This is a genomic window from Desulfobacter curvatus DSM 3379, assembly GCF_000373985.1.
In the GTDB taxonomy this organism is placed as follows: domain Bacteria; phylum Desulfobacterota; class Desulfobacteria; order Desulfobacterales; family Desulfobacteraceae; genus Desulfobacter; species Desulfobacter curvatus.
In genome coordinates this window covers 64,082-82,057 of record NZ_KB893123.1, presented here as the reverse complement: position 1 = coordinate 82,057, position 17,976 = coordinate 64,082, and the positions used below count along the sequence as shown (strand labels likewise).

General features: G+C 52.5%; 11 protein-coding genes. All 11 read left to right on the top strand.

Annotation, left to right across the window (positions count from 1 at the left end):
• Positions 1-607: 607 nt before the first annotated feature.
• The 11 genes from B147_RS29575 (at position 608) to B147_RS0125935 (ending at position 17,945) form a co-directional block, all read left to right on the top strand.
• Positions 608-3,100, top strand: a complete 2,493-nt coding sequence (locus B147_RS29575; RefSeq protein ID WP_020590126.1) for a response regulator — start codon at positions 608-610, stop codon at positions 3,098-3,100.
• Positions 3,101-3,455: 355 nt separating this feature from the next.
• Positions 3,456-4,622, top strand: coding sequence for an iron-containing alcohol dehydrogenase (locus B147_RS0125985; protein WP_020590125.1), 1,167 nt, complete (start codon positions 3,456-3,458; stop codon positions 4,620-4,622).
• 292 nt (positions 4,623-4,914) lie between these two features.
• Positions 4,915-7,632, top strand: a complete 2,718-nt coding sequence (locus B147_RS0125980; RefSeq protein WP_020590124.1) for a molybdopterin-dependent aldehyde oxidoreductase — start codon at positions 4,915-4,917, stop codon at positions 7,630-7,632.
• A 155-nt stretch (positions 7,633-7,787) separates the two neighbouring features.
• Positions 7,788-10,304 (top strand): pyridine nucleotide-disulfide oxidoreductase/dicluster-binding protein, encoded by a 2,517-nt coding sequence (locus B147_RS29570; protein ID WP_020590123.1) that lies wholly within the window; start codon positions 7,788-7,790, stop codon positions 10,302-10,304.
• Positions 10,291-10,995, top strand: a complete 705-nt coding sequence (gene trsM / locus B147_RS0125970; protein WP_020590122.1) for a DVU_1556 family methyltransferase — start codon at positions 10,291-10,293, stop codon at positions 10,993-10,995. The genes B147_RS29570 and trsM overlap by 14 nt, the downstream gene beginning before the upstream one ends.
• Positions 10,996-10,997: 2 nt before the next feature.
• Complete coding sequence (locus B147_RS0125965; protein ID WP_020590121.1) at positions 10,998-11,417, top strand: DVU_1555 family C-GCAxxG-C-C protein; 420 nt, start codon at positions 10,998-11,000, stop codon at positions 11,415-11,417.
• The gene (trsS, locus tag B147_RS0125960) at positions 11,407-12,762 is read left to right on the top strand and encodes a radical SAM (seleno)protein TrsS (protein WP_020590120.1); all 1,356 of its coding nucleotides are present in this window, start codon (positions 11,407-11,409) and stop codon (positions 12,760-12,762) included. Before B147_RS0125965 ends, trsS begins: the two co-directional genes overlap by 11 nt.
• Positions 12,759-14,144 (top strand): DVU_1553 family AMP-dependent CoA ligase, encoded by a 1,386-nt coding sequence (locus B147_RS29565; protein WP_020590119.1) that lies wholly within the window; start codon positions 12,759-12,761, stop codon positions 14,142-14,144. Before trsS ends, B147_RS29565 begins: the two co-directional genes overlap by 4 nt.
• Before the next feature lie 35 nt (positions 14,145-14,179).
• The gene (locus tag B147_RS0125950; protein ID WP_020590118.1) at positions 14,180-15,220 is read left to right on the top strand and encodes a molybdopterin-binding protein; all 1,041 of its coding nucleotides are present in this window, start codon (positions 14,180-14,182) and stop codon (positions 15,218-15,220) included.
• A gap of 27 nt (positions 15,221-15,247) precedes the next feature.
• A complete protein-coding gene (locus B147_RS31445; protein WP_020590117.1) occupies positions 15,248-17,395 on the top strand; it encodes an XdhC family aldehyde oxidoreductase maturation factor in 2,148 nt (715 codons plus the stop codon).
• Positions 17,322-17,945, top strand: a complete 624-nt coding sequence (locus B147_RS0125935) for a histidine phosphatase family protein (RefSeq protein ID WP_245569103.1) — start codon at positions 17,322-17,324, stop codon at positions 17,943-17,945. Before B147_RS31445 ends, B147_RS0125935 begins: the two co-directional genes overlap by 74 nt.
• The last annotated feature ends 31 nt before the right edge of the window (positions 17,946-17,976 follow it).

Genomic DNA, 17,976 nt, shown 5'->3' with positions numbered 1-17,976 from the left:
TTTCATCTGGGTGACTTTTCGTCCGATCACTAAAATAAAAAACATCCCCCTGGCCCGAAAAAGGCCAGGGGGATGTTTTTTATTTTTTTACAACAGCTTTTAACTTGAGGCCAGTTGACCGTTTTTCTATAGAACGGCCATGGGCCAACCTGGTCTATAGGCATCCAGGCTCAGCCCACAACGAAAGTTGAAAGATCTGTGTTAGCTACACAGACTTTTTTATAAAAAAACCAATTCACCATACAATCGCGACCTTTCCACTTATTGTCCATAAGTATGAACTTCTATTGTTGGTTTTTGATTTCCTGGATATGTAATTGTTTTTTTTTATCAGTTGTGTAATATTTAACATATTTCAAAAAGATAACATGCATCCATATCCGTAATCTTGTTGTGACTCTGCTTAATATTCTCCCTGAAGCGCGCCTTGAATACGAATAAAAATTCGACGCAAAATCTATCGCATTTGTCTTTTTTAAAGTCCCTTAAGAATCGGATCATCGAAAGCGAATATAATAACCTGCCATATGACGATTAGGGGAATTCTATTATGATTGTTGACCCTGAAAAGATTAAGTTGAGTGTTTAGATAACGAAAGATTATTTCATGAAACGTAAAATATACATACTTTTAACTGCGGGATTTTGGATTAGCGCCATCGCTTTTTCTCTTTTCTGGAATCTTAAAACCACCGAAAAAAGTGCCAAACTGTCTTTGTTGAATGTCGGTCGTTCCTTTTTCGCCGAGATCGAAACAACCCGTTTATGGAACGCTAGGCATGGCGGCGTCTATGTCCCGATAACGCAGGAAACACAACCAAACCCGTATTTGGATATAGCAGATCGTGATGTCACCACCTTAAAGGGCGTACACATGACAAATATCAATCCTGCTTTCATGACTCGCCAGATTGCCGAAATAGCAACACAGGAAAATGACGTTTATTATCACATCACCAGCCTGAATCCCATTCGGCCCGCAACTACGAGCGATGATTGGGAAAAAAATGCATTACAGCGCTTTGAGAATGGGGAAAAAGAATTTTTTGAATTTATTCAGGACACATCACAATTCAGATATATGGCACCCCTGCCTGTAAAAAAGGCCTGTTTGAAATGCCATGCAAAGCAAGGATATAAACTTGGAGACGTGCGAGGTGGTATCAGTGTGACCATCCCGGCAAAAGATTACATAGAAGCCATCCAGCTTTCGAGCAACAATTTTAAACTGATTCATATAATTGCCCTTGTGTTCGGTTTAGCTCTTTTTTATCTGCTAAATCATTTTCGAGACATACACGACCTGAGAATGAAACAGAAAAACAAAGAATTGGCACAAGAAATTGTTGAACGTCAGGAAGCTGATAAAAGGCTGAGGCAAAGGAGCACAGAACTGGAGCAAGTAACGGAAACCTTGAAAAAAGCCAAAGCCAAGGCGGACGCCGCAAACAAGATAAAAAGTGAGTTTCTTGCCAATATGAGCCACGAGATCCGCACACCGATGAACGCCATCATCGGTATGTCGAGCCTCGCTCTGCAAACGGCCGTGGACGGGAAAACACGTAATTACATTTCCAAGGTTAATCAGTCGGCAGAGTTGCTGCTGGGCATCCTGAACGACATCCTTGATTTTTCCAAAATTGAGTCTGGAAAAATGAACCTGGAGATCATTGATTTCAGTCTTGAGGATGTGATGGTAAAACTGTTAAACATCATTGGCATCAAGTCGAGTGAAAAGGGGTTGGAACTGATGTATCAGATCAATCCGCAAATCCCTATGGCGCTTGTGGGTGATCCGCTGAGGCTTGGCCAGATTTTGCTGAATTTGTGCAACAACGCGGTTAAGTTCACAGAACCGGGGGGAGAAGTCGTTGTTTCGATTTCCATGGAGGAAGAGATCGAAGATAAAATCAAACTTCGGTTTTCAGTGCGGGATTCCGGTATCGGGATAAGCAGGGAAGAGCAGGACAATTTGTTCGAACCATTCAGTCAGGCTGACAATTCAATCACCCGAAAGTACGGAGGAACAGGACTTGGACTGGCGATTTCCAGACAGTTGACAGAAATGATGGGGGGGGGCATATGGGTTGAAAGCACCCTCGGAGCCGGCAGCTCCTTTTATTTTACGGTTCAGTTCGGCAGACAAGCTCAACAGCCGGCGTATCGCTCTTATGATGCCCATCATCTTGCTTTTTTGAACATCTTGATTGTTGATGACAATGACACGTCCCGTGATATTCTGACCCGGCAGCTTGGCCATTTCGAATGGACGGTGAATCAGGCTGATTCAGGTGAGGCTGCCATACGCATGTTAAAAGAAACGGATCAAGGCGCCCCCTATGATCTTGTTCTGATGGATTGGCGTATGCCGGGTATGGACGGTATTGAAACTGCCGGCTTAATCCAAAGTCATATCGGGCTTGGGCACATCCCGAAAATCATCATGATGTCTGCCTATGACCGTCTGATCGTCCCAAAGGCGGTTAAGGACCTGAACCTGGCCGGATTTCTCGGCAAACCCATTACCCCTTCCCAACTGTACAATGCCGTGTTGGTGGCCATGGGCCATGAATCCGTCAAGTCGGATCACACCGATAACAGTTCTGAGAATGTGGTGACCGCAGTCAATAAACTGCGGGGCGCTAAAGTCCTGCTGGTTGAAGATAATGACATTAATCAGGAACTGGCTGTTGAATTGCTGGTTAGTAACGGTATGGCCGTGGATTGTGCGGTTAATGGGCAACAGGCTTTGGATCTGCTTGAGCAGAATCACTATGACGGCGTTTTGATGGACTGTCAGATGCCTGTAATGGACGGGTATGCCGCCACTAAAATAATTCGGCAGAAAGCTGAATATGAGAAACTGCCCGTTATTGCAATGACGGCGCATGCCATGGCCAATGACCGTCAAAAGAGCCTTGATGCCGGTATGACAGATTATATCAGCAAACCGCTTGATGTTTCCAAAATGTTCAGGACCATGGCCAAATGGATCGTCCCTGGGGCATCCGTTAAAAATGCGCCTGTGACTTCGGCAGAAATGGAATCTGAACTTGACCTGCCCGAGATCCCCGGTATTGATATCGAGGCCGGTTTATAGATTCTGCAAAAACTGCGGGAAAAGTCACTTTAATGAGATTGTTGTCATGGACAATGCCATCGACATTAAAAGCGTGTTACCTTTTGACCCATTGGGGCTAATGGCAGGGTCAACTTGCCACACTTTTTAAAAAAAAATTTGTACCCAAAAGCATCAACGAGTTTTGGGGCGTTCTGAAAAAGAAAAAAATTTAAAATTAAGCGATTGAAATAAAAGCGATTTAATCAAAAATTAAATTTTTTCGGATTTATCTCCGCCTTGATGGTCTCGAACTTGCTCTTGTAGGCAGGGCAGTTATTGAGATTGTGTATTTAATATGAACCTTTTTACATTAACCCAATAAAGGAAGATTCAAATGTCAAACGGAGAAGCAGTTTACGGATTTTACATTCCCACAGTTACCCTCATGGGCGTTGGCGCCCACAAACAAATTTGCGCCCAGATGAAAAGCCTTGGGGTAAGCAAACCTTTTATCGTCGCCGATAAGGGAATTACAGCGGCAGGAATTACCGCTCAGATCTGCGATCTGCTTAAAGCAGATATGGGAGCAGAAGCCGTAGTCTACGATGATACGGTGCCCAATCCCACCGACAAGAATGTGGAAGAGGGTCTGGCGCTCTACCAGAAAAGCGGATGCGACATGATTATCACCCTTGGTGGGGGAAGTTCCCATGACTGCGGTAAAGGTATCGGCCTTGTGGCAACCAACGGCGGGACCATCCACGACTATGAAGGCGTTGATAAGTCTACCAAAGCCATGCCTCCTTTTATCGCCATCAACACCACTGCAGGTACCGCCAGCGAAATGACCCGGTTCTGCATTATTACCGATACCAGCAGAAAGGTAAAAATGGCCATCGTGGACTGGCGGGTAACACCAGCCATCGCCATCAATGATCCGTTGCTCATGATGGGTATGCCCAGCTTCCTGACTGCCGCAACCGGTATGGATGCCTTGACCCACTCTGTGGAAGCATATGTCTCTACCATTGCCACGCCCATTACCGATGCCTGTGCCATCAAGTCCATTGAACTGATCGCCCAATACTTGAGACCTGCTGTTGCCAATGGTGAAGATATCGTCGCCAGGGATAAGATGGCCTATGCCGAATATCTTGCCGGTATGGCATTTAACAATGCAAGCCTTGGTCATGTTCATGCCATGGCTCACCAGTTGGGCGGTTTTTACGATCTTCCCCACGGTGTCTGCAACGCCATTCTTCTTCCCCATGTTTCCCGCTTCAACTTGATTGCCAAGCTTGACCGGTATGCGGATATTGCTGTAGCCCTTGGGGAAAACATTGAAGGTCTTTCCGACAGAGAAGCTGCTGAACGCGCATTGACTGCGATTCAAACCCTGTCTAAGGATGTAGGAATCCCGGCCGACCTCACCCAGCTTGGTGTTAAAAAGGAAGATCTGAAAATCATGGCTGAAAACGCCCAGAAAGATGCCTGCGGTGCAACCAACCCAAGACGTCCGACCCTGGACGATGTTATTGGCATCTATGCTGCTGCACTTTAGCCGGACTTGAAATATAAGAATTTAATCCTAAGCCATTGTTGATTCCCTCAAATCGACATACCCCGGCCATTATCATCAGGTTGGTAATGGCCGGGTCTCTTTAAAAGAGGAGGAAAAATGGGGACTATTCAGTCATAAGTTCTCCGGCAGTGTTGCCGGAGAATTTATGACTGACGAGATAGTCAAATAAGCGCACAAAATAAAAGAAGAGTTTTCTTCTCCTCAGTTCAAACTCAGTATGATTTCGGCTTAAGGTTCTACTATTTGTTTAAAAATATACAAGGAGGTTTAAATGATCGGTAAAAAACTGTTGGTAAACGGTATTGAGAGAACCGTTTTTGTAAATGAGGATGACACGCTTGCAACGGTGCTCCGGAACTGCCTCTCCCTCACTGGGGTCAAAGTAGGCTGCGACCAGGGCCAGTGTGGCGCCTGCAATGTTATTTTGAATTCTAAGCTGGTGCGTTCCTGCATTACCAAAATGAAACGGGTACCGGACGACTCCCGGATCACCACCATCGAAGGCATCGGCACTCCGGACAACCTTCACCCCATCCAGGCCGCATGGATTGCCCACGGCGGCGCCCAGTGCGGTTTCTGCACCCCGGGTTTCATCGTATCCTCCAAAGCATTGCTCGACACTAACCCGGACCCCACCCGCGAGGATATCCGGGATTGGTTCCAGAAATATAGAAACGCCTGCCGCTGTACCGGATATAAACAGCTGGTGGATTCCGTCATGGACGCTGCCAGCGTGCTTAACGGGAAAATGGCCATGGATGACCTTTTGTTTAAGATCCCCGAAGACGGACGGATCTGGGGCACAAAATATCCCCGTCCTTCTGCCGTAGCCAAAGTCACCGGCACTTTCGATTACGGTGCGGATCTGGGCATCAAGATGCCCGAAGGCACCCTGAGAATGGCATTGGTTCAGGCCAAGGTTTCCCATGCCAATATCAAATCCATTGACACCTCCGAAGCCGAAAAGATGCCCGGCGTATATAAGGTTGTTACCCACAAAGACGTCCAAGGCAAAAACCGGATCTCCGGCCTGATCACCTTTCCCACCAACAAAGGCGACGGCTGGGATCGGCCTATTCTCTGCGATGAAAAGGTATTTCAGTATGGTGACGCCATTGCCATTGTCTGTGCCGACACCGAGAAAAATGCCAAGGCCGCTGCAGATAAGGTAAAAGTGGACCTGGAACTGCTGCCCGAATACATGAGCGCCCCGGCCGCCATGGCCGAAGATGCCATGGAAATCCATCCGGGTACCCCCAATATCTATTATATCCAGAAAATTGAAAAAGGTGAGGATACCGCTCCCATCTTTGATTCCGCTGATGTCACCGTTGAAGATGATTTCTACGTGAGCCGTCAGCCCCACATGCCCATTGAACCGGACGTAGGCTTTGCCTTCCCCGGCGAAGACGGGACCCTGACCATTCATTCCAAATCCATCGGCATCCATCTTCACCTGGCCATGATCGCACCGGGTCTGGGCATTGAGCCGGAAAAACTCACCCTGGTCCAGAACCCCACCGGCGGCACCTTCGGCTATAAGTTCTCCCCCACCATGGAAGCCCTGGTAGGTGTGGCAGCCATGGCCACGGGCAAACCGGTATTCCTCAACTATGATTGGCAGCAACAGCAGACATACACGGGCAAGCGCTCTCCATTCCTGACCAATCTGCGCTATGCAGCCGACAAAGACGGCACGCTCAGGGCCATGGAATCCGACTGGAGCGTGGACCACGGTCCCTATTCCGAGTTCGGCGATCTGCTGACCCTGCGCGGGGCTCAGTTTTGCGGTGCCGGTTACAACATCCCCAATATCCGGGGTGAAGGCCGGACCGTCTGCACCAATCACGCCTGGGGCTCTGCCTTCCGTGGCTATGGCTCAACGGAAATAGAATTCCCATCTGAAGTTCTCATGGACATGCTGGCGGATAAACTGGGCATGGACCCCTTTGATCTGCGGTATAAAAATGTATATCGTGAAGGAGCCACCACACCCACAGGCCAGATTCCCGATTCCTGGAGTCTGCCGGAAATGTTCGACAAGCTCAAACCCAAATATGAGGCTGCCAAAGCCGAAGCCGCTAAAAAATCCACAGACGCTGAAAAATACGGTGTTGGTATCTCCGTGGGTGTATACGGCTGCGGCCTGGACGGCCCGGACACCTCCGAGGCCTATGCAGAACTCAACGCAGACAACACCATCACGATCTTCAATGCCTGGGAAGATCATGGCCAGGGCGCTGACGCGGGCACATTGGGTACGGCTCACGAGGCCCTGAGGCCCATGGGCATTACTCCGGATCAGATCAAACTGGTGATGAACGATACCTCCAAGACCCCCAACTCCGGCCCTGCCGGGGGATCCCGTTCCCAGGTTGTCACCGGACAGGCCACCAAGGCGGCCTGCGAGTTGCTCATGGGTGCCATGAAAAAGAGCGACGGAACCTACCGGACCTATGAGGAAATGGAGGCCGAAAATATTCCCATGAAATATACCGGCACCTGGACTGCACCTGCCAAAGACTGTGATGAAAACGGCCAGGGCAGCCCCTTTGCCGTATACATGTACGGCCTGTTCATGGCTGAGGTTTGTGTTGAGATTGCCACAGGCAAAGCCAAGGTGACCAAAATGACGGCAGTGGCCGATTTGGGCAAGATCAATAACAAACTGGTGGTAGATGGACAGATGTACGGCGGTCTGGCTCAGGGTATTGGTCTGGCCCTGACCGAAGACTACGAAGACATAAAGAAGCATTCTACCATGATGGGAGCTGGCTTCCCCTATATCAAGGATATTCCTGACGAGATGGAGCTTATCTATGTGGAAGCCCCCAGGGAACATGGTCCTTTTGGCGCTGCCGGCGCAGGCGAACTGCCCCTGACCGCTCCCCATGCCGCCGTGATTAACGGCATCCACAAGGCCTGCGGTGCATGGGTTAAACACCTGCCGGCCACACCGGACAAGGTATTGGCTGCACTGAAAGGCTAACGACCATTAATTCAGCTAAAAAATACTGCCGGGGCTTGGCCCCGGAGTTTAATAACAGCCATGGGCTGATCTGGCCTATCAGCGACCAGACTCAGCCCACAACAAAGATAGAAAGAATCCAGTTAGTTGGTTGAGACTTTCTTATAAAAAAGATTATGGAAAAATCAGAACTTACTGCATTTGAAACAAAATGCATCCAGGAAGAACCTGCATTCTGCACCGCGGCATGCCCCTTTCATGTGGATGTAAAATCCTTCATGGCCCGGATGGCAATGGGAGAGACGGACAAGGCCTTTAAAGTTCTGGAAAAGACCTTGCCCCTGCCGGAAATTATCACCCGGATCTGCGACCATCCCTGTGAATCGGCCTGTATCCGGCAACGTCCGGACACCTCCCTTTCCATCGGCCTGCTGGAGCGGGCCTGCGCCCATAACCGGAGCCGGCAGAAAAAATATTTTACTCCGCCGGCAAAGGATTCCCGCATCGGTATCTGGGGCAGCGGCCTGTCCAGTCTCACAGCAGCCTGGGACCTTTCCCTTAAAGGCTATCAGGTAAACGTATTTGAACAAAAGACGCTGGGCGGAGACCTGCACCGGTTGGACGGAAACGTCCTGCCTGCTTCTATTATAGAGAGGGAACTTACCCGCCTTAAGAAATTTGGTGTTACGTTTACCTTCGAGGCTGAGTTTGACACATTTTTGGAAAACAAAGATCAATTCCATGCCATATATATTGGTATGGATGCCCCAGGCGGTACGAAAACAGTCCCTGTGGATGAATTTTCACTGCAATCGGTCTCCGATTCAAACATTTTCGCCGGCGGTTTTCCCCGGGACAAAGAAAGGGTCTGCGCCGAAACCTATCCTATTGCCTTTGCATTCCAGGGCAGAAAAGCCGCCACCTCTATGGACAGGGTATTGTCCGGGGTTTCCCTGACTGCGGGCCGGGATAAAGAAGGGGTCATGAAAACAAGACTGTCCACGGACATCAGCCGGGTGGCCGTTCTTCCAAAAATCGAATTTAAGGGGGAAACCGGATACGACCTTGAAAAGGCAACCAAAGAGGCCGGGCGCTGCATCCAATGCGATTGTTCCCGGTGCCTCCGGGTCTGCAACACTTACCTTGACCGTTTCAAGGGCCACCCCGGGAAATACGCCCGGGAAATTTACAATAATCTGGCCATTGTCATGGGGGAAAAAAAGGCCAACACCCTGATCAACTCCTGCAGCCTGTGCGGACAGTGTGAAACGGTATGCCCCAATGACTTTTCCATGGCAGATCTGTGTCTTTCTGCCCGGCAGGAGATGGTGACCGATGGTAAAATGCCCCCAACGGCCCATGAATTTGCTTTGGGAGAGATGGCCCATGCCAATGGCGAGGCCTGCTTTTTCTCCACGCATGCGCCGGACACCGATACATCCAGTTCCCTTTTCTTTCCGGGATGCCAGCTTACGGGTTCATCACCGGGCCAGGTGAAGGCGGTATGGGCATGGCTGAGAAAAACCGTTGACAATAATACCGGAATTGTCTCGGGCTGTTGCGGGGCACCGGCCTTTTGGGGCGGCCGCAAAGACCTGTTTGAAGAGACAGGCGACATGCTAAAAAAATTGTGGGAATCTTGGGGAAGCCCCCGGATTATTACGGCCTGTACCTCCTGTACACAGATGCTGGAACAGATACTGCCCGGGGCAAGGATTTTATCTTTGTACACAGAAATGGCCGGCAATTCTGACTTGCCGGTGCCGGAATCGAACCAGACTGCTGCCGGACCTGTGGCTGTAAGTGATCCCTGCACGGCCCGCAAAGACGACGTCACCCAGCAGGCGGTTAGAGGTTTGATTCAATCCAGGGGTATCGCCATAACCGAATTGGAAAATGCCGGGGAATTGACTGAATGCTGTGGGTTTGGCGGTCTTGTGTTCAATGCCAACCCTGACCTTGCCGGAACCATTATCCAGAAACGAACCGAGCAGAGCGACCTGGACTACATTGCTTACTGCGCCATGTGCCGGGACCGCCTGGTCCGGGCCGGAAAAAACACCCGCCATATTCTGGATTTGTTCTGGCCGGAAAGCGACCATCCGGAAAAACGACAGGACCCGGGGTTTTCAGGGCGGCGCAGAAATCTGGCTGCATTTAAACAGGAGATGGTTGGAAATGAGGCGTTTCAGAACGCCATCCCGCTGACCCCGGCCGGAAAGAAAATTATTATCGATCAGGACACCCTTAACCAAATCGAAGATGAATTCATTCTGGTATCGGATATTGAAAAGGTTCTGGCCCATTACGAATCCGAAATCGATAAACACTATTTTATCAACAGGGAAACCGGGACAACCATCGCCTTTTTCCGGCCGGCCAATGTCTGCTTTTGGGCGGAATTCAAGGTCCTTGACGGGGCCTATGAGATCCTGAAGGCCTGGAGCCACAGGATGACCGTGATCCCGGCCCAAAAGTTTAAAGCGGGCGCCCCTCTGGAAGATCTCAGTTCGGATCTGCACTGCGGGACCTGCAACACCCCACTGGAAAGCGTTATGAACCATGCTGGGTACCTGGATTCCCGATTTGATGTGGATCTGCCCCAGTGCAGAAGCTGCGGGGCCGTGTTCATCTCTCCGGAATTGGCCCGGGGTAAAATGGCGGAAGTGGAAAAGATTCTTGAAGATAAGTAGTTCGCAGACAGACGCCATTGAAACCCACCGGCCCGGCGGACTTACCCTGACCCGGGCGGCATTGGATTATTGTTCACTGGCACCGGGAGAGAGGGTACTGGACGCCGGATGCGGATACGGGGCCACCTGCTCCTTTCTGCATGAAGAGGCAGGGTTCAAGGTCTTTGGCATGGATGCCTCGGCGGAACGGATCGCCCTTGCAACTGCCCGTTCAACGGGGTGGGGCGGCGTGCGGGCAAGGCTACCCCGGTTGCCCTTTGCACCCGACGCCTTCAAGGGGATCTTCTGCGAATGCGTCCTCTCTTTGGTACCGGATAAGCCAAGCTGCCTGGATAATTTTTTTGAGCTGCTCCAGTCGGGGGGGCATCTGGTGCTCACGGACCTGTATCTGCCCGGGGCAACGCCGGTATCCCTTCACTCCCCGGCTTTGACCTGCCTGGACGGGGCGCTGAATAAAACGGATTTAATCCGGATCATTGAGCAGGCAGGATTTAAAATTCGGATATGGGAAGATCACACCCCGCTGCTAAAGCAGATGGCCTGTGAAATGGTATTTAAACATGGCAGTCTTGAAAATTTTTGGAACACACTGACCGGAGACGTTTTTCATTGCGGCCTGGGCTCCCGATGCCGGGCCGGAGAACTTAAGCCCGGATATTGCCTGATCGTGGCAGACAAGGTGACAGAGTAAAAATGGATGATATCGAAATATTAAAATTAAAGAGCAAAGGCTATTGCTGCAGCCAGATCATGGTACAGCTGGTTCTGGACATGGCAGACCTGGAAAACAGACAACTGGTCGATTTTTCCCGGGGATTGTGCATGGGCTCCAAACTTGAGACAGGCTCCTGCGGGATTCTGACGGCCGGGCTGTGCCTTCTGGCCATGTATGCCCCCCAGGACCCGGATTTGAGAGCGTCCATGCAGGATGATTTCAGGGCATTTTTTACCGCTGCCGCTTCCCAAGGCATTCAATGCCGACAGATTGCCGGGGACCATTACCCAAATCTCAACCCGGAAACCTGTCCGACCCTTCTGAGCCAGGCCCACGGTGCCCTGATGAATATTCTCACCGAACATGAAATGGACCCGGCGGATCTTGATGATGAATAGCAGCTGTGACATATTGCACCATACCCAGAGCCTGTGCCCGGTATGCCTGACGCCCGTTGAAGCCCGGCATGTGGTGGAAAATGATTCTGTTTTTCTGGAAAAAACCTGCAAGGCCCATGGCCTGTTCAAGACTCGATTTTGGGAAGGCCGCCAAAATTATGAAAACTGGATCCGGCCCAAGCTGCCCATAAAAGAGCGGTTCAATATGACTCCGGTGGAGAAAGGCTGCCCCTTTGACTGCGGTCTTTGCCCGGAACACCGTCAGCACACCTGCACCGCCGTGCTTGAAATTACCCAGGACTGTAATTTTTCCTGCCGGTTTTGTTTTGCCGGAGCAGGTCCTGGGAATACGGCAGATCCCACTATTGAGGAAATTACCGGTCTTCTGGCAAAGGTCCGTAAGGTCAGCCCGGATGCCAACCTCCAGATCTCCGGGGGAGAACCCACTATCCGGCCGGACTTGCCTCTCATCGTTTCCAGGGCCGTGGAAGCCGGATTCGGATTTGTCCAGCTGAATACCAATGGTTTTCTTCTGGCCCGGGACCCGGACCTTGCCCCCCGGCTGAAGGAGGCAGGACTTGCCTCTGTTTTTCTCCAGTTTGACGGGATGACGGATACCGTTTATCAGGCTCTGCGGGGCCGACCGCTCATTGAAGACAAGCAACGGGCTGTGGACGCCTGCGTTGAAAACGACATCGGCGTTATTTTGGTGCCCACCCTGGTGCCGGGTGTTAATATTGACCAAATCGGCCCCATTCTCCAATTCGGTCTGGATCATGCCCCGGGCATCCGGGGGGTCCATTTCCAGCCGGTCTCTTATTTCGGCCGCCATGGAGAGACCCCCAAAGACGAGAACAGGATCACAATCCCGGAAGTGCTCAAAGAGATTGAGGTACAGACCCAAGGGAAGTTCAAGGAAAAAGAGTTCAGACCCTCGTCCTGCGAACATGCCCTGTGTTCGTTCAACGGCAAGTTCATCATCCGGGATGATGGCCGGCCTTCGGCCGTGACCGCTTTTAACACGTGCTGCTGCAAACCGGTTCAGGCAGAGCAGGGCTCCAAACAGGCCAGGGATTCCGTGGCCGAGCACTGGAAGGCGCCGCTGAAGCCCATTGCTCCGGCGATACCGGACAAAAATGAAGACGGCCTGGACAAATTCATCCGCCAGGCCCGGACCCGGATGTTCTCTGTATCGGGCATGGCCTTCCAGGATGCCTGGAATTTGGACCTTGAGCGGCTCAAAGGCTGTTGCATCCACAGCGTGGCCCAGGACGGCCGCCTCATTCCCTTTTGCGCCTACAACCTGACCCGGGCCGACGGCAAAGGATTGTACCGGAAATCATGAATCCCCCCTTTCTTGATACCTGGATCAATCGGACAATGGGGCTGCCGTCATCATCCCCAACCGCCCGGCTTGAGGCTTTTGAGCGCCGGCAGTTGGAAGCCCTGAACCACACCATCACCCATGCCCGGGACCACAGCCGCTTCTATAGGGAAGCCCTTGCCGGCATTGCAGATGTTCCACTTCAGGACCTTAAAGATATGGCAGGCCTGCCCTTTACCCGGCCGGCAGATATCCGGGAAAATCCCAAAGCCTTTGTGGCGCTTTCCCAGGGAGAGATCTCCCGCATCGTCACCCTGAACACCTCGGGTACCACTGCGGCCCCCAAACGGATTTTTTTTACGGATGAGGATCTTGGCCGCGTTGTGGATTTTTTTACGGCCGTGCTCACGGACATTATGAATCCTGGGGAAACCGGCCTTATCTTCCTGCCCGGGGAGACCCGGGCCAGTGCAGGAGACTTGATTAGAACCGCCATGGAAGCCGCCCAGGCCCGCGCTATGGTTCCCGGAATTATCCGGGACTTCAGTCCGGCAGCCGACCTGGTCACAGCAACCCGCCCGAGCCTGATCATCGGCATGCCCGTCCAGATCCTGGCTCTGTGCGAATATATGAAATCCACGGGAACCTTGCCTGACATTGCCCATGTCATTCTCACGGCCGATCATGTGCCGGCGTCCCTGGTGAAGCGTGTAGAATCCCTTTTGGGCGCAACGGTGCTGAACCATTACGGGATGACGGAAACAGGGTTCGGCGGGGCCATTCAGTGCCCGGCAAGCAAGAGTTTGCACCTCAGACACCCTGACCTGTTTTTTGAAATTATTGATCCGGCCGGTAATTCCCTGCCGCCGGGACAATGGGGAGAAATCGTCATCACCACCCTGAACCGCAAGGGAATGCCCCTGATCCGGTACCGGACCGGGGATGTCTCCCGGATTCCGGATATCCCCTGTGCCTGCGGCAGCCCCTTTCCCCGGCTGGACCGGGTCAGGAACCGCCAGGGGGTAAAAGACGATACCGCAGGCTGCCACGGCCTGGCCATGGCCGATCTGGATGACCTTCTCTTTTCCCTGCCGGGTGTGGTGGACTTTACCGCCTGCATAGATACAAAAACAGATGCCGGGCAAGCAATTCCAACCCTGGACATTGGACTTATGGGGCTTGAGCCCCTGACACAGCGCATCCATATTGATCCGGGCACGTCGCCCGGGTTAACAGCGGCCCTTGAATCGGGCCGCTTGCGCATGGGCAAAATCACTGTCCGTGCTTTTGATTTTAGTAACACGTATGTCACGAAACGGCAGATCAGATATAACAGCCATGGGCTGACTGGGCCTATCAACACCCAGGCTCAGCCCACAACAAAAGTTGAAAGATCCGTGTAGATTACACAGATTTTTATGTAAAGTGAGGTAGCATATTGAAATACTACGAGAAAGACAAGGTAGAGGCTCTGCCCGTCAGGGATGCTGTGGGCAAAGTTTTGCTCCACGATATCACCCGGATCGTTCCGGATTTGTTCAAAGGCCCGTTGTTCAAAAAGGGCCATATCATTACCGAAGCGGACGTAGATGCCCTGCTGGACGTCGGCAAGGAGCATATCTATGTGTCCGGGCTGAAAAACGAGGTTCATGAAAATGAAGCGGCCCAGCGGATTGCCAAAGCTTCCCTTGGGTCCAATATCGATATTTCTGCGCCCGAGGAGGGCAAGGTGGGATTTTCATCCCGGATCCACGGCCTGCTCAAAATAAATGTTGAGGGACTGGAAAAGCTCAATTCAGTTCAGGATGTGGCTTTTGCTTCTCTGCACACCTCTCGCAGCGTGAATGCGGGGCAGGAGATTGCCGGCACCCGGGTGATCCCCCTTACCGTACCGGAAAAACTGGTGGCCGATGCTGAGAAAGTCTGTGAACAATATTTTCCCATCATTGAGGTCAAACCCTTTGCCGCATTGGATGTAGGTATGGTAGTTACCGGTTCAGAGGTTTTTCATGAACGGATAAGGGATAAATTCGGCCCGGTGGTGGAGAAAAAATTCAATGAACTGGGTTCACGGATCATGGGCAAGCGGGTGGTCCCGGACGATCTTGAGATGACCGTCTCCGCCATCCGGGATCTTATTGCCGACGGCGCACGGATGATCGCCTTAACCGGTGGTATGTCCGTGGATCCCGACGACCTAACCCCCGCGGCTGTCCGGGCTGCCGGGGGAAAAATCATCACTTACGGGGTACCGGTCTTGCCCGGGGCCATGTTTATGCTGGCCTATATTAACGACATTCCGGTTATTGGCCTGCCCGGCTGTGTCATGTACCACCGGACCTCCATCTTTGATCTGGTGGTGCCGCGGGTGCTGGCCGGAGAGACGGTGGAAAAAAATGACATTGTCAAGATGGGCCACGGCGGATTATGTTCCAACTGCACAGATTGCAGGTATCCGGACTGCGGTTTCGGAAAATAAGGCCATGGGCCCAAGGAGTTAATTGAAATGAGATCACTCATCCGGGAAAGTCTGGATCTTTTGAACAACGGCACGCCGTTTGCCCTGGCCGTGATCATCGGCCACAAGGGCTCCACCCCCCGGACCTCGGGCAGTAAGATGCTGGTCCGGCTGGATAAAAGTATCTCCGGCACCATCGGCGGCGGCCTGGTGGAAGCCAAGGTCATGGACGCCTGTGTTGATCTGCTGGACCGGTCCCGGTCAGAAATTATGGATTTTCACCTGGATCAGGAGATTAAAGCGGGTATGGATATGGTCTGCGGGGGCAGCCTCACGGTCTGGCTCCGCAGCTTTGTGCCCCCCTGTGCCCCGGAACAAATCCAGGTATGGCAGCGTCTGGCAGACCTGGAAGCCAAGGGGAAAAAAGCTTTGGCCGTTACCCGGATTACGGCGGACAAAAATGCAGAAACCAGCCTGGTATTGGAATTGGGTGAGGTGGTTGGGCCGGGTATGCTGCCCAAAGCCCTCATGGATGCGGCCGGGGAAAATCGGTTTACAGGCCCGGGGCCGGTGCGGCAGTTCTACGGGCTGGACGAATTCATCATAGAGCCCCTGAGCCGGCCGGATACATTGTACATATTCGGGGCCGGCCATGTGGGGTTCCAGCTGGCAAAAATGGCCCATTTGGCTGATTTTTCCTGTGTGGTCGTTGATGACCGGGCTGAGTTCGCCAATGAAGTGCGTTTTCCCCATGCCGGTGAGGTCCGGGTGCTGGATGATTTTTCCACTGCGTTTGACGGCCTGGACATTGACGATAATGCCTATATCGTTATCCTCACCCGGGGCCACCTCCACGACCAGACTGTGCTGGAACAGGCCTTAAAAACCAGCGCCGCTTATATCGGTATGATCGGCAGCAAAAAGAAAAAGAAGCAGATCTACGACAACCTGATGGAAAAAGGGGTGGTACAGGCCCGGCTGGAACAGGTCTATGCCCCCATCGGCTTGAAAATCAAGGCGGAGACCCCGGCGGAGATCGCCGTGAGTATTATGGGGGAATTAATTAAGGTAAGAGCAGAAAATAAGGAGCAACCCCGCCTGATGCCGGCGGCCCTCATCCCGGCGGCAGGTCTCTCCTCCCGCATGGGCCGGTATAAGCCGCTGCTGCCTTTGGGCCGGTCCACCATGATCGGAACCGTCATCGGCCTGTTTAAAGCTGCGGGCATCCGGGAGATCATCGTGGTCACGGGCCACAACCATGACCGGCTGGCACCGGCCGTTGAAGCGGCAGGAGCCCGCCCCCTGTTCAACCCGGACTATGCCGCGGGCATGTTTTCCTCCATTCGCACCGGGGTGGCAGCCTTGCCTTCGGGTATAGATGGCTTTTTCCTTTTGCCGGCAGACATCCCGGCCATCCGGCCCGCCACCCTAAACCTTATCCGTAGAAAATTCGAGGCGGCCAAAGATGCCTTGATTATACCGGCATTTAATGGCGAAACAGGCCATCCCCCCCTGATCCCGGCCCGGCTGATCACTGCCATAATAGGTGCTGATCCCGACGCTAACCTGAGGCAGATCCTGTTCTCAGACCCCAGCCGCATCATCCGACTGCCGGTCCATGACCGGGGCATCCTCATGGATGCCGACACCCCGGAAGGTTATGACCAAATAAAGCAGAAATATGAGCGCCTGGAAATACCCGATGAAGCGGAATGCCTGTCCGTCATCGACCGGGAACTGGCCGATGCCCCGGCCATCCGGGCCCACCTGGAACGGGTGTGTGAAACTGCACTGACGCTTGCCTGGGCACTCCGGACGTGCGGTCTTGATCTTGATACCGGCCTCATCCGGGCAGGGGCGCTGCTCCATGACATTAAAAGGAAAGAGGCCCATCATGCTGAGGCCGGAAGCCGTTTCCTTCAACAGTTGGGATTCCAAAAAATCGCGGACATCGTAGCCGTCCACATGGACCTCACGCCCGGTCCGGAACTGGATGAAACTCAGATTGTTTTTCTTGCAGATAAACTGTGCAGGGGAGATCAACTGGAGCTGGACTACCCAGGCCGATTCCACGAAAAGGCAAAGCAACTGCCCCATGCCAAAAAGGAGATCTTTAAAAGACTTGAAACTGCTCAGCACATACATGCCCGGATCGAGTCAGTTGCCGGCCGATCTCTCGGAGAAATTCTCGGATAAAGGCCCCTTGCTCTTCATTCTGCGCCACGGCCGGATTGAGGGGCAGGGCACCCGCCGGTTCATCGGCCACACCGACATCCCCCTGGACCACACAGGCCGGGAGCAGGCCAGAAGTTGGCAGGCGCCCTTAACCGCCATCGGTTTCAAACAGGTTTACACTTCGGCCTTAACCCGGTGCCGGGAAACAGCAGCCCTTGCCTGCCCTGACAGCACACCCGTTGTCGACCGCCGTCTCAACGAAATCAATTTAGGAGAGTGGGACGGCCAGGATTTTGAGTACATCAAAACCAACCATCCGATTCTCTTTGAACAGCGGGGCCGGGATATTTACGGTTTTCGCCCCCCGGCCGGAGAAAGCTTCAAGGACCTTTTCTTCCGGGTGTCCCTTTTTTTCAGTGAACTGCCTTTGTCATCGCATACCCTGTTGGTCACCCATGCCGGCGTAATCCGGGCCATGCGCTGCTTTTGGGCCGGTGAAAAAATGGACTCTCTTCTCAACTTTAAAACCCATTACGGACAGCTGTTTGTGCTGGCTAAGGGATACGCTTAGTGCCTTTCATGAGCATTCTGGCTCCCCCACG